Genomic DNA, 12,978 nt, shown 5'->3' with positions numbered 1-12,978 from the left:
TTTTTGGTGGTTCCGGGGGGGGCGGGGCCCGGGGGCCCCGGGCCCTCCGCTCGTGCGCTCAGTACGTGCCGTCGAGCTGGCCGCGCAGCTTGGTCAGCGCCCGGGTCAGCAGCCGCGAGACGTGCATCTGCGAGACGCCGATCTGGTCGGCGATCTGCGACTGGGTCAGGTTGCCGTAGAAGCGCAGCGTGAGGATCTTCTGCTCGCGCTCGTCGAGGGTGGCCAGCGCCGGGCCGAGGGCGACCCGCAGCTCAGCCAGCTCGAACTCGCTGTCCTCGCCGCCGAGCATGTCGCCCAGCTCGGTGGCGCGCTCGCCGTCGCCGGTCGGGGTGGACAGCGACACGGCGTTGTACGCCCGGGCGCCTTCCAGGCCCTCCAGCACCTCTTCCTCGGTGAGCTTGAGGTGCGCGGCGATGTCGGCGACCGTCGGCGAGCGGCCGAGGGTCTGCAGGAGCGAGCTGTTGGCGTCGGAGATAGCCAGCCGCAGCTCCTGGAGCCGGCGCGGCACCCGGATGTCCCAGGTGCGGTCCCGGAAGTGCCGCTTGAGCTCACCGATGATGGTGGGGATGGCGTAGCCGGCGAAGTCGACACCGCGCGAGGGGTCGAACTTGTCGATGGCCTTGATCAGGCCGATCGCGGCGGTCTGGGCCAGGTCGTCGTTCGGCTCGCCGCGCCCGCTGTAGCGGTGGGCCAGGTGGTTGGCGAGCGGCAGCCAGGCCTCGATCGCGCGGTCCCGCAGAGCGGCGCGCGACGGGTGGTTGGCGGGCAGCGCCGCCATCGCGTTGAGCAGGTCGGCGGCGCTGTCGGTGAGAGCGCGCGGGTCGAGCTTGGTGGCCTTGGCGGCGGTGCTCGGCTGCTCGGTGATCGTTGGCGCGGTCATTGGGTGGTCCTCCCTGCACCTCGTCCGCTGACGAAAAAGACGTGACGCTTTGGTTTAGCTTCCAGTGGGCCGTTCGGGAGTCACCTTAACCTGATCGTCTCCCGGAAATCTAGCCGAAAGGTTGATGTACTTAAGGCGTGTTCAATTACAAAAGGGGCAAATCGCGCGAAATTCGGGGTGGCAGTGAGGATCCTTACCCGCCTTTTGGGGCTGCGGACCGCTGCCCGGTCGTCGAGTCGGCCCGGCCGATCGGCCCCGGTCCGCGTCTACTGGTCAACAGGAAATCCGACAAGTCGGCAGGAGTGTCAACTATCCGTCGTTGTCCCACTGGCGGGACTGGCCGTAGCGTCGCCTGTACACACCGTTCGGAGGCACCGTGCTCGATCCCGCCGCTCCCCAGCTCGTCGTGAACAGTCGCACCCTCTACTTCAGCTGGCTGCCGGCGGATCCCGACGCGGTCGCCGCTCTGGTGCCCCCGGAGCTCTGCCCCCGCCCCGACCGGCAGGTCTTCCTCAACCAGTACATCGTCGACGACGAGACGCAGACCTCCGGCTTCGGCGCGTACTCGCTGACCTACCTCGGCATCTCGCTCCTGGGCGTCGACGCGCCCGGCGGCCTCAACCCGGGTGGCTGGTGGACGCACTACGTGGCCTCCAGCCGGCGGGTCCGTGACTACGCGGTCGCCCGCGGCGCTCCGGTGCTCGCCGGGCGCACCCGGATCGAGGTGGACGGCGAGGATCTGCTCTCCGAGACGGAGATCGACGGCACGCCGTTGATCCGGGCACGGTGTCGGGTGGGGGAGACCGGGCACGTGATCAGCAGCGGGCACCACCGCTACTTCACCCGGCGCGACGGCCAGCTGCTCAGTTCGGCCTACCCGTTCGTCGCCGAGCCGGTCGCCCCGTTCGAGATCGAGTCGGTGGAGTTCCTCCAGCCCGGCCACCCGATGTACGCGCTGCGCCCGGCCAACCCGCTCACCATCGGCTTCGGCTACTACTCACCGCGCTCGTCGTTCGCCTACCCGGGCGGGCTGAGCGTGTACGCGGTCGCCGCGCCGGAGCCGGCCCGACCGCTTCACCAGGTGCCGGCCAGTCTCGCGCGCAGCGGCCTGCCGTCCGGGTCGTAGACCAGCCGGTACACCGGCAGCGCCCAGGCCCGGGTGTACCACGGCAGCCGCTCGGGGCGGTGCGGGCGCAACCGCCCGGGCGGCCGTTCTCCCACCTGGCCGGCGTCGTACCACCGCTGCAGCGCGTCGGCGGCAGCCGTGACAGCCGCGACCGCGTCCGCCGGATCCAGGAGGTCGGCGTCGTCCGCCCCGTCCGGGTCCCGGTCCAGGTGCTCGCGCCACAGCCGCAGTCGCAGGTCCCGGGCGAAGGTCCGCGCCCCGTCGCCCCGCCCCGCGGGGTCGGTGGGCTCCCGCCGGTCCGGGGTGTCGTCGAGCACCGCGCAGGACAACTCGCTGTCGTGGGTCCAGGACCGCCGGTTGAAGTTGTCGCTGCCCACGCTGGCCCAGACGTCGTCGACCACACACACCTTCGCGTGTACGTAGACGGGGTCGCCGGCGTGGTTCTCCACGTCGAACACGTGCACCCGGTCCGGTGCGGCCCGCTCACAGAGCGACAGCGCCTGCTCGCGCCCGACCATGTTCGGCGGCAACACCAGCTTGCCGTCCACGTCCGGGTGGCGGGGGACGACGGCGATCAGGTGCAGCTCCGGGTTGTCCCGCAGCGCGTGCGCGAACAGGTCCGCGACCTCGGCCGACCAGAGGTACTGATCCTCCAGATAGATGAGCCGGCGGGCCCGGCGTACCGCCTTGGTGTAACCCCGGGCCACGGTCCGCTCGCCGTTCGGAGCGAACGAGTAGCGCGGCCGCACGGCGGGGTAGGTGCGCAACACCTGGATCTGGTGCGGCCCACACTCGGGCGGGTCGGCGGGCTGCTCGGGCAGCGGGTCCGGCCGCAGGTCCGCGCCGCGCAGCCGGTCCCGCAGGTAGGCCATCGGGTTCTCCGAGTCCAGCGGCATCGGGTCGGTCCAGCGTTCCCGGAACAGGGTGTCCAGCGCGCCGACCACCGGCCCGCGCACCGCGAGCTGCACGTCGTGCCAGGGCGGATTGGGGCCGTACCGGGGGGACATCTGCACCGGTTGTGGGTCGCCCTCGTGGGCGGCGTCATCGCGGCGGCTGTGGCACAGGTCGATCCCACCCGCGAAGGCGATGTCCCGCTCCGGGGCGTTGACGTGCCGCAGCACCACCAGCTTCTGGTGGTGCGAGCCGCCCCGGCGGACCCGCTGGTCGAGCAGCACCTCGCCGCCGGCCGCCGAGACCGTCTCACTGAGGTCGCGGTTCTCCGCCTCGCTGTAGGCCAGCACGTCCAGGTGTGAGCGCCAGATCAGGCCCTTGACCACCACGCCCCGCTGGGCGGCCTGGGCGAAGAGCTGGGCCACGGTCGGGCCGTCCGGACGCAGCCGCTGGTCCGGGTCGCCCCGCCAGTCGGTGAAGAAAAGGTGGTCGCCGGCGGTCAACGCCTCCACCTCCTCGACCAGCCGGTCGAAGTACGCCGCGCCGTGAATCAACGGCTCGGCGAGGTTTCCGGTCGTCCAGACGGGTAACCCAGAGACCGGGTTGGCACGTTCCTGCGCGGTGAGGAACCAGTCCTGTAACGGCACGTCCAGCCCCCCGGAGGTCGACAACGTCCTCACGGTAGGACCCCGGACGCGGGTCCGCATGCCAGGTCCGCCGACCGGTGACCTGGACGACGCCATACGAGTACGCGACAACAGTCGAGGAGGCCACACCATGCCCCGCGAGACGACGAACCCCGTGAACGAGTACCGCGAGCCGGCGGTCGAGAGCGAACGGGGTGCGCTGGTAGCGGTGTTGCTGATGGTGATCCTGGGCGTCGCCGGTATTTTCGCGGTCTCCTGAGGCGCCGCCGACGTCCTCAGTCGGTCTCAGGCAAGCTTCACGGCTTCCGTCTCCGGCACGAGGGTGGTGTTGGCGATGAGTTTGTGCAGCACTCTCAGCGCCGCAACGTAGTCCGCGTCATCGATACCTTGATGGATCAGCGACCGGATCTCGGGAGCGGAGTGCTTCATCCGCAGGCGAGCTGCCTCGCCGGCGTCGGTGATCCGTAGGCGGCCGTCGTGATCTGCGTGAATCCATCCGTGGCTGAGGAGCACCTCGGCTTCGCTCGCGAGGTCGTCCTCGGGGCGGATGTACTCGGTCATGGCTTGCTGAAGCTGGGGAATGGTCCTTGCTGCGCCGTCATCAGGTGCCAGGTCGTGAGGGGATAGGTGGCGCAGGATCCAGAACTGCGGCTGCGTGAAGCCGCGCTTGGCCTGCTCGTCGCGGGTGAACCGGATGATGGACTCGTACGCCAGCCGCGTCCAGTACGCGGCCACCTGGTTGGCGTCGGCCTGCATCGGCAGGGCCATTGCTGCCTCCTTCGATGTCGTTCGGGGGGCCGCGCTGTCTCCTGGGATCTGCATACGGCTGATGCTGGACCTTGAACGAAGGTTGAAGTCAAGAGCCACGGGCCGTCGAGGGGCGGGAGCTGGCCGACCTGTACCCGGGGGCGCTTGTCGACGCGACCCGGCGCGTTGTCCTACCTACGCCCGGTGACTGACCAGCACGGCGGCCTGCGGGGATCTAAATGATCTGTTCCAAGGGACCTGACCGCCGACGCCCGTCGGTCGGGGACGTGTCGCGGCGAGTTGACCTCCGGCTGCGACAGGGACCAGATGCTCCCGTGCGGCACGACCTCGGGCCCGCCTCACCCGCCATCGCTGGCAATCTTGGACACTTTCCGTTAGCTGCTAACGGAAAGTGTCCAAGATCTACCCTGTCAACCGCCCCCCGTGCCCCGGACGACGTCGCCGGCACGGTCTTCGACCATCAGACGCGCCAACACCTTCCCGCACGGACCCTTGGAATCGATCGTCTACGTATCACAGTGCGCGGTCGTAGGCTCGACGATCGGTCTGCGGAACGGTCCCCATCCCACGAACCGGTCGTACAGGGCTCGCGGGCTCGGCCCGTCGTACGGGTTCAGGTGGTAGAGGTCGCGCATCGCCTCGTACAACAGGCCCGCGCTGGTCTTCAGCCTGGCGGCGTGGCGGGCGTTCGTCGACTTGGCGAAGGCCCGCGAAGCGGCCTGACCGGTACTACGCGAAACGCCCCCGGACCGCTCCGGGGGCGTTCGCATTGTCAGGTCAGGGACGCGGGCCCTGGCCGTCGGTGTGCGGGACGCGCTCGGTGGGGATGACGCCGAGTCGGCCGGCCTTGAAGTCCTCGAACGCCTGGAGCAGCTCGTCACGGGTGTTCATCACGAACGGGCCGTACTGCGCCACCGGCTCCCGGATGGGCTGACCGCCCATGATGTAGAGGTCGAGCGCCGGGGTGTTGCTGTCCTGCGTGGCGTTCGCGCTGAACCGCAGCGCGCTGCCCGGACCGTGCACCGCGAGCTGGCCGGTGTGGACCGGCCGGCGCTCGGCGCCGACGGTGCCGCGCCCGCCGAGCACGTACACCAGGGCGTTGAAGTCGGGGTTCCAGGGCAGGTCGACCTGCGCGCCGGGCTGGACGGTGACGTGGCTGATGGTGATCGGCGTGAACGTGGAGCCCGGCCCCTTGTGCCCGGCGATCTCACCGGCGATGACCCGGATCAGCGCGCCGCCGTCCTCGGTGGTGAGCAGCGCGGACTCCCGGCCCCGAATGTCCTGGTACCGGGGCGGGTTCATCTTGGCCGAGCGGGGCAGGTTGACCCACAGTTGGGTGCCGTGGAAGAGCCCGCCGCTCACCACCAGGTGCTCCGGCGGCGCCTCGATGTGCAGCAGGCCGCTGCCCGCCGTCATCCACTGGGTGTCGCCGTCGGTGATGGTGCCCCCGCCGCCGTTGGAGTCCTGGTGGTCGAAGACGCCGTCGATGATGTACGTGACGGTCTCGAAGCCGCGGTGCGGGTGCCACGGGGTGCCCTTGGGCTCGCCCGGCGCGTAGTCGACCTCGCCCATCTGGTCGAGGTGGATGAACGGGTCCAGGTCGGCGGTCGACACCCCGGCGAAGGCGCGACGGACCGGGAAGCCCTCACCCTCGAAGCCGCTGGGCGCCGTGGTCACCGTGCGGACCGGGCGGATCGTGGTGGCCTCGTCGAGTCGAGGCAGCCGGGGCAGGACGAGAACGTTGTCGACGGTGATCGCGGGCATGTCGGGGGCTCCTAACGTGGGGCAGGGGTGGTCGAGGTGACCCGCGATGCGCGCAGGCGCTCGCCGAGCCGGTCGAAGACCCGGGTGAGGCAGGCGACCTCGGCGTCGTCGAGGTCGTCCATCAGGTGGGTGCGCACCGACGCCAGGTGGTGGGGTGCGGCTTCCCGCAGCGCGAGCAGCCCGGCGGCGGTGAGCACCGCCTCGCTGCCGCGCCGGTCGTCCGGGCAGGGCTCCTTGCTGACCAGGCCACGACGTTGCATGGAGGAGACCTGGTACGTGAGGCGGCTGGGCGAGAAGATCAACCGGCTGGCCAGCTCGCCCATCCGGAGCCGCTGCCCGGGTGCTTCGGAGAGCAGGACCAGCACGTGGTAGTCGGCGAAGCTGAGGTCGCTGTCGACCCGCAGATCCTCTTCCAGCTGGGTGTAGAGACGCTGGCTGGCCTCGATGTAGGCGCGCCAGGCGGCCTCTCGGGTGCTGTCCAGGCTCTCGGTCATGCCCACGACGATAGCACTACTTCAAAATTTAAGGAATGTGGTTGAGCGTTGTCTGGGTCACCTGTTCACACTCCCAGGGTTGAATCGTGCAGCTTTGAAAGAAGTCTGCGCTAATCCAGCGGCGCGCAGGCCGCGCGTTGTGTCAGACTCCGGCCTCGTGGAACACGTGGAACTCGCCGCCGCCGACCTGTTGCTGCGCCCCTGGCGGGACGAGGACGCCCCGACGGTGCGCGACGCCCTCCGCGACCCGGCGATCGCCCAGTGGAACCCGCAGGGTCGCGGCCCGATCGATGACGAGGTCGCGCTGCTCTGGGTGCGCCGGCGGGCCGACTGGTCCGCCGGCGACCATGCCTCGATGGCGGTGACCGAGTCGGCGGGCGGCACGCTGCTCGGCTCGGTCTCGCTGCACCACATCCACGACGGCGACGCGTCCATCGGCTACTGGACGGTGCCCGCGGCGCGGGGGCGTCAGGTGGCGGTGCGCGCCGTCGTCCGGCTCACCGACTGGGCGTTCGCCGATCTCGGGCTGCACCGGGTGGAGTTGTGTCACGCGGTGGCGAATCCGCCGTCCTGCCGGGTCGCGGAGCGGGCCGGCTACCTCGCCGAGGGGACGCTGCGCGAGTCGTACCGGTACGGCGACGGCCGCCGCTACGACGAGCACCTGCACGCCCGCCTGGCCACCGACCGCTAGCCGGAGGCGGGCCGGGGTCCGAACAGGCGTCGGCCCCGGCCGCGCAGGTCGCCTCGATCCGTCACTCGGTGACCTTGCGGAGGAATGCCGCGAGGGCGCTGCTGACGCGGGCGATCCTCTCCGGCAGGGGCAGCGGCTCGGGCGCGGGAGGCCCGGCGTGCTTCTTCCCCCGCAGATACAGCGAGCAGGCCAGGTCGGAGCAGAGGTACGTGCCCACGGAATCGCCCTGCCGCCCGCTCGGGCCGGCCTTGGGGGCGGTCATCAACGAGACGCCCCCGCCGAGGTGCGTGGTCAGGCAGAACGAGCACATGCTGTGCCGCACGCGCCCCGTCTGGTGCGTCGCGGCCCGCAGCACCACCCCGGCCAGCTTGCCGTCGGTCTCGGCGACCAGGTAGGCCCGCTGCGGCGCGGACGGGTCCCGCCAGCCGAGAAAGTCGAGATCGTCCCACGGGCGCATTTCAAGATCATTTGGTACGGCCAGCCGCTTCGCCTCGCCCCGGCTGCAATTGACGAAGGACGCGCGGATGGCGGACTCGGTAACCTCTAACATAGGTAGTAGCCTAGCCCTCCTAGGCAAGTGTTTATTAGGGATAGATTGGGGGTGTGCTGCATGGCACGTGCCGGGGTGACCGCCGAACGCCTGACGCTGGCCGCGGCCGAGCTGGCCGACGAGGTGGGCCTGGAGAACGTCACAGTCGCCGCGCTCGCCCGCCATTTCGGAGTGAAGGACGCCAGCCTGTACTTCCACGTCAAGAACGCGCACGAACTACGGGTCAGGATGGCCCTGCTGGCGCTGGCGGAGCTGGCCGACCGGGTCGCCGCCGCGCTCGCCGGCCGGGCCGGCAAGGACGCCCTGGTGGCGTTCGCGAACGCGTACCGGGACTACGCGCGAGAGCACCCGGGTCGGTACGCCGCCATGCAGATCGACCTCGACCCGGAGACCGCCGCAGCGAGCGCGGGCGTCCGACACGCCGAGATGACCCGGGCGATCCTGCGCGGCTACCGGCTCTCCGAGCCCGACCAGACCGACGCGGTGCGGATGATGCACAGCACGTTCCACGGGTTCGTGAGCCTGGAGAAGACCGGTAGCTTCCGGCACACCCCGCGCCCCACCGACGACTCCTGGTCACGCACCCTGGACGCCCTCGACGCCGTCCTCACCAACTGGCCGCCGCGCTGAGCTGCCGCGGCGGCACGGCATAGGCTCGGTGGCGTGGATGATCTGGAGTTGGCCGACTGGCGGGAGCGCGTGGCCCGGCTGTACCTGTCCGACGTCGACCTGGCCGGCTTCCGTGCCGGCCGCGACGAACTCTTCGCCACCCACCCGCAGAGCCCGATCCCCCCGGCGGAGCGACCGGGCTTCGCCGGGGTGCGCTATTTCCCGCCCAATCCCGCGGCGGTCGTCGAGGCGCCGCTGCGCTCGGCCAGCGGCGAGCTGCGCATCGACACCGGGGGCCCGGACGGGGTGGTCGCGTACCGGCGGGTCGCGGTGGCCGAGACACCGTGGGGGCCGCTGACCCTGTGGTGGATCGAGGCGTACGGGGGCGGGCTGTTCGTTCCGCTGCGCGACGGCACCTGCGGGCAGGAGAGCTACGGGGGAGGCCGGTACCTCACCGACACGGTGAAGGGCACCTTCGGCCGGGGCGTCGAGCTGCTGCCCGGCGACCGGGTCCGGCTGGACGCCAACTACCTCTACAACCCCAGCTGCGCCTACGACGACCGCTGGGCCTGCCCGCTGGCGCCACCGGAGAACCGGGTCGACGTGCCGCTGCGGGCCGGCGAGCTGGCGTACCACGACTGAACGGCCGCCCGCCCCGAGTGCTGCCGGGACGGGCGGTCCGTCGTCGCTCAGCGGTTGGCGGCCGCCCGTCCCGGCATCTGCATCCGACCGAGCAGCTGTCGCGCCTGGTCGGCGAGCTGGGCGTCGACAGTCACCGCGTACTGGCCGGCGCGCAGTGAGCTGGCCGAGGTGAAGTCGCGCTGCCCACCCGTCATCGCGTGCGCGACCGCGCCGAACACGGCACCCCAGATCGCACCGATGACCAGCCCGACCAGGATCACCGCCAGCCAGTTGCCGACGGTGAAGATGCCGAACAGCAGGCCGATGAAGAGCCCGAACCAGGCACCGGTGCCGGCGCCGAGCAGACCGGCTCGACCGGTGGTCATTCGCCCGAGCACCGTCTCCACCAGGGTGAGGTTGGTGCCGACGATGGCGGTGTGCTCCACCGGAAAACGGTTGTCGGCCAGGTAGTCGACGACCCGCTGGGCGGCCGGATAGTCCGGGTACGAGCCGATCGTCACGGTCGGCGCGCCGGCCGCCGGCCCGTGGCCGTCCCCGGCCGGTGTCGACAGGCGGCCGGCCGGCCCGGATGGAAGCTGAATGCCATCCTGTGTGCCGGACCGCCAGGCGGCGGTCGGCCCCGAAGCTGACGTCATGAGCATCCTCCCTCGTCAGGTCCCCGGGTTCCCCGCCAGGCCGACCGGTAACGCGGTCGCCGCCGTCGGGCGGCAGGGAATTCCACCTGACCTCCCGGGTAGGCGGTCAGGTGGAGAGCGGACAGATCAGCCCCAGCGCGGCGCCGCTGAGCCAAACTTTCCGCCAGATCGTGACAACTTTCTATCTCTCGGAGCGAACTTCTATCGCTTCGCAGTGAAAGGCGTTAATGTCCGGGGCACCCCTGCGGTGCTCCTCCAGTCGGCGGGAGCGGCACCGAGATCCCCCGGACAGCTGGAGGTCTCGTGTCCCGCACACCGCGCCGACGTCTCGTCAGCGCCACCACAGTGCTCACCGTCCTGGTCACCCTCTGCCTCGTCCCGCAGGCAACCGGTCGGCCGGCCGCAGCCGCACCGGTCCAGGCTGCCGCCCTCGCGCCACCCGCCACCGCCGGTTTCGAGAAAGTCGCCCTCGACGGCGGTCTCTCCATGGGCGAACCGATCGAACTGGCCGTCGCCCCCGACGGCAAGGTCTTCTACATCAACCGGGGCACCAGCAGCGCCGGCGGTCAGGTCCGGCTCTACAACCCGGCGACCAGGTCCACCACTGTGGCTCTGACCCTGGCGTTGGACGCCCGCTTCGAGGACGGCCTGATCGGCATCACCCTGCACCCGGGTTTCGCGAGCAACCGCTGGGTCTACCTCTTCTACTCGCCGAAGGTCACCCCGCTGGTCAACCGGATCAGTCGGTTCACCTTCAACCCGTCCACCCTGGTGCTCGACCCGGCCAGCGAGGACATGCTGATCGAGTGGCCCACCGAACGCGATCTCTGCTGCCACTCGGCCGGCTCGATGAGCTGGGACACCGCCGGCAACCTGTACTTCGCCGTCGGCGACAACACCAACTCCGGTGGCGACTCCGCCGGGATGGCCCCGATCGACGAGCGGACGAACCGCAACGCGCAGTACGACGCCCAGCGCACCTCCGGCAACACCAACGACCTGCGCGGCAAGATCAACCGGATCCATCCGGAGAACGACGGCAGCTACACCGTGCCCGCCGGCAACCTCTTCGCCGCCGGCACCGCGCGGACCCGCCCCGAGATCTACGTGATGGGCGTGCGCAACCCGTACCGGATCTGGGTGGACCGCACCGCGAACAACACCCTCTACTGGGGCGAGGTGGGCCCGGACGCCGGCGCCGACCTCGCCAACCGTGGCCCGGCGGCGTACGACGAGTTCAACCGGGCCACCGGGCCCGGCAACTACGGCTGGCCGTACTGCGGCGGCCCCAACGTCGCCTACAACGACTGGGACTTCGCCACCGCCACCCCGCGTGGCTGGTTCCCCTGCGGCGGCTCGACCGGCCCGGTCAACAACTCACCCCGCAACACCGGCGTCCAGCAGCTTCCACCGACGAAACCGGCACTGGTCTGGGAGCAGCACGGCGGCAGTGAGGACTGGCCGGCGTTGGACAACCCCGGCGGGTGCGGGTCGCCCAACCACGTCGAGGTCTACCACTACGACCCGAACCTCGTCTCGGACGTGAAGTGGCCGGCCTACTACGACAACAAGTGGCTGATCTCCGAGTACTGCCGCAACTGGATCAAGGAGGTCCAGTTCGACAACGGCAACCCGTCCACCGGCGCGCCGACCGTGATCGAGCCGGTGCTCGCCGGCATGAAGTTCGTCCACCCGATCGACTGGCAGTTCGGCCCGGACGGCTCGCTCTACCTGCTGGAGTACGGCAGCGGCTACTTCTCCGGCGCGGCCGACGCCGGCCTCTACAAAATCAACTATGTCCAGGGCGGCCGGTCGCCGGTCGCCAAGGCCACCGTCAACCGGGACAACGGCCTGGCCCCCCTTTCGGTGACCTTCTCCAGCGCCGGCAGCTCCGATCCGGACGGCGACCCACTGACGTACGCCTGGGACTTCACCAACAACGGCAGCACCGACTCGACCGCCGCGAACCCGTCCTTCACGTACTCCGCCAACGGCAGCTACAGCGCCCGGCTCACCGTCAACGACGGCACCGGCCGCAGCGCGACCACAGTGGTGTCGGTGGTGGTCGGCAACAACCGGCCGACGGTCACGGTGACCGGCCTGCCCGCCGGCGGGCTCTTCGACTGGGGGCAGGACCTGGCGGTAGGCGCCACCGCCAGTGACCCGCAGGACGGCACGCCCGCCTGCTCGACGGTGGTCGTCCGGGCCGCGCTCGGCCACCAGGAGCACGCCCACGAGGAGGGGGAGGGGACCGGCTGCGGCGCCACCTTCAACACCGGCCCGGTGCACGCCGGCCCCGACTCGGTGCTGTTCTTCGTCCTGCGCGGCAGCTACACCGACCGCGGCGCGACCGGCTCGGCCGCCCTCACCGGTGAGCAGGAGATCAGCCTCTACCCGAAACAGTGGCAGGCCGAGCACTTCGTCCAGCTCAACGGCCCCAAGGTGATCGACCAGGCGGCGGCCGAGGGCGGCAAGCGGTTGGGTGACATCCAGAACGGCGAGAGTGTTCGACACCACGCGGTGAGCCTCAAGGGGATCACCGGCGTCCGGGCCCGGGTCTCCTCCGGCGGCCCCGGGGGCACCCTCTCCTTCCGGTACGACTCACCGACCGGCACCGAGGTCGCCCGGATCGCGGTGCCGAACACCGGCGGCTGGGACAACTACACCGAGCTGAGCGCCACGGTGACCAGGCCCGACGACGGCACCCACGACCTGTACCTGGTCATGACCGGCGGCAGCGGGGCATTGCTGGACGTGGACAGCTACACCTTCACCGGGCCGGGCGTCGGCACCGGCGGGGCGCGCACCGGAGAGGTCAAGGCCCTCGGCAAGTGCGCGGACATCGCCTCCAGTCAGACCGCGAACGGCACCAGGGTGCAGACCTGGACCTGCAACGGCACCGCCGCGCAGCGCTGGACGCTGCCCGGCGACGGCACGGTGCGTGGCCTCGCCAAGTGCCTGGACGTGAAGGCGAGCGGCACCACCGACGGCACCCTGGTGCAGCTCTACGACTGCAACGGCAGCGGGGCCCAGCAGTGGGCCGCCCAGCCGGACGGCAGCCTGCGCAACCCGCAGTCCGGGCGTTGTCTGGACATCCCCAACTCGGACCTCACCGACGGCCGGCAACTGCGGATCTGGACCTGCAACGGCACCGGGGCGCAACGCTGGACCCTGCCGTGACCGCCCCCTGACCGGCGCGGCACCCGTACCCGAGCGTCGGTGACGCACGGGGCCGCGCGGCGGCGGCGGAGCCCGGCCCCCCCCCCCCCCCGCCCCCCGCC

At 70.7% G+C, this 12,978-nt stretch carries 13 protein-coding genes; 6 read left to right on the top strand and 7 right to left on the bottom strand.

The features are described from left to right. Positions 1-58 precede the first annotated feature (58 nt). Entirely contained in the window at positions 59-880 is an 822-nt protein-coding gene (locus tag ABZU52_RS26920) for a SigB/SigF/SigG family RNA polymerase sigma factor (protein WP_354973756.1), read from the bottom strand. A 376-nt stretch (positions 881-1,256) separates the two neighbouring features. On the opposite strand from ABZU52_RS26920, the gene ABZU52_RS26915 reads away from it, so the two are divergent. Continuing rightward, the gene (locus ABZU52_RS26915) at positions 1,257-2,006 is read left to right on the top strand and encodes a hypothetical protein (RefSeq protein ID WP_354973755.1); all 750 of its coding nucleotides are present in this window, start codon (positions 1,257-1,259) and stop codon (positions 2,004-2,006) included. Here ABZU52_RS26915 and ABZU52_RS26910 read toward each other — a convergent pair. Then, positions 1,955-3,544: a phospholipase D-like domain-containing protein gene (locus ABZU52_RS26910; protein ID WP_354973762.1), complete on the bottom strand. Its 1,590-nt coding sequence runs from the start codon at positions 3,542-3,544 to the stop codon at positions 1,955-1,957. The genes ABZU52_RS26915 and ABZU52_RS26910 overlap by 52 nt on opposite strands. A gap of 130 nt (positions 3,545-3,674) precedes the next feature. Here ABZU52_RS26910 and ABZU52_RS26905 point away from each other — a divergent pair, with 130 nt between their 5' ends. Further along, on the top strand, positions 3,675-3,803 hold the full coding sequence (locus tag ABZU52_RS26905) for a hypothetical protein (protein WP_354973754.1): 129 nt from the start codon (positions 3,675-3,677) through the stop codon (positions 3,801-3,803). Between the two features lie 26 nt (positions 3,804-3,829). Here the strand turns inward: ABZU52_RS26905 and ABZU52_RS26900 are convergent, their stop codons facing one another. The 3 genes from ABZU52_RS26900 to ABZU52_RS26890 form a co-directional block, all read right to left on the bottom strand. Next, positions 3,830-4,312 (bottom strand): MarR family transcriptional regulator, encoded by a 483-nt coding sequence (locus tag ABZU52_RS26900; protein ID WP_354973753.1) that lies wholly within the window; start codon positions 4,310-4,312, stop codon positions 3,830-3,832. A 777-nt stretch (positions 4,313-5,089) separates the two neighbouring features. Next, positions 5,090-6,076 (bottom strand): pirin family protein, encoded by a 987-nt coding sequence (locus tag ABZU52_RS26895; protein WP_354973752.1) that lies wholly within the window; start codon positions 6,074-6,076, stop codon positions 5,090-5,092. An 11-nt stretch (positions 6,077-6,087) separates the two neighbouring features. Further along, positions 6,088-6,570, bottom strand: coding sequence for a MarR family transcriptional regulator (locus tag ABZU52_RS26890; protein ID WP_354973751.1), 483 nt, complete (start codon positions 6,568-6,570; stop codon positions 6,088-6,090). Between the two features lie 157 nt (positions 6,571-6,727). Here ABZU52_RS26890 and ABZU52_RS26885 point away from each other — a divergent pair, with 157 nt between their 5' ends. Beyond that, a complete protein-coding gene (locus tag ABZU52_RS26885; RefSeq protein ID WP_354973750.1) occupies positions 6,728-7,261 on the top strand; it encodes a GNAT family protein in 534 nt (177 codons plus the stop codon). 61 nt (positions 7,262-7,322) lie between these two features. Here the strand turns inward: ABZU52_RS26885 and ABZU52_RS26880 are convergent, their stop codons facing one another. Next, positions 7,323-7,811, bottom strand: a complete 489-nt coding sequence (locus ABZU52_RS26880) for an FBP domain-containing protein (protein ID WP_354973749.1) — start codon at positions 7,809-7,811, stop codon at positions 7,323-7,325. A gap of 60 nt (positions 7,812-7,871) precedes the next feature. Between ABZU52_RS26880 and ABZU52_RS26875 the strand changes: the two genes are divergently transcribed. Together ABZU52_RS26875 and ABZU52_RS26870 are read left to right on the top strand one after the other, a co-directional pair. Continuing rightward, positions 7,872-8,441: a WHG domain-containing protein gene (locus ABZU52_RS26875; protein ID WP_354973748.1), complete on the top strand. Its 570-nt coding sequence runs from the start codon at positions 7,872-7,874 to the stop codon at positions 8,439-8,441. A gap of 33 nt (positions 8,442-8,474) precedes the next feature. Continuing rightward, the gene (locus tag ABZU52_RS26870) at positions 8,475-9,062 is read left to right on the top strand and encodes a DUF1684 domain-containing protein (RefSeq protein WP_354973747.1); all 588 of its coding nucleotides are present in this window, start codon (positions 8,475-8,477) and stop codon (positions 9,060-9,062) included. Between the two features lie 47 nt (positions 9,063-9,109). Here the strand turns inward: ABZU52_RS26870 and ABZU52_RS26865 are convergent, their stop codons facing one another. Next, positions 9,110-9,697, bottom strand: a complete 588-nt coding sequence (locus ABZU52_RS26865) for a general stress protein (protein ID WP_354973746.1) — start codon at positions 9,695-9,697, stop codon at positions 9,110-9,112. Between the two features lie 303 nt (positions 9,698-10,000). Here ABZU52_RS26865 and ABZU52_RS26860 point away from each other — a divergent pair, with 303 nt between their 5' ends. Beyond that, a complete protein-coding gene (locus ABZU52_RS26860) occupies positions 10,001-12,877 on the top strand; it encodes a ricin-type beta-trefoil lectin domain protein (protein ID WP_354973745.1) in 2,877 nt (958 codons plus the stop codon). Positions 12,878-12,978: the final 101 nt, after the last annotated feature.

Source organism: Micromonospora sp. NPDC005220 (genome assembly GCF_040607895.1).
In the GTDB taxonomy this organism is placed as follows: domain Bacteria; phylum Actinomycetota; class Actinomycetes; order Mycobacteriales; family Micromonosporaceae; genus Micromonospora.
Note: the sequence above shows the minus strand (reverse complement) of the source record. Positions and strands in the feature narration are given on the sequence as shown.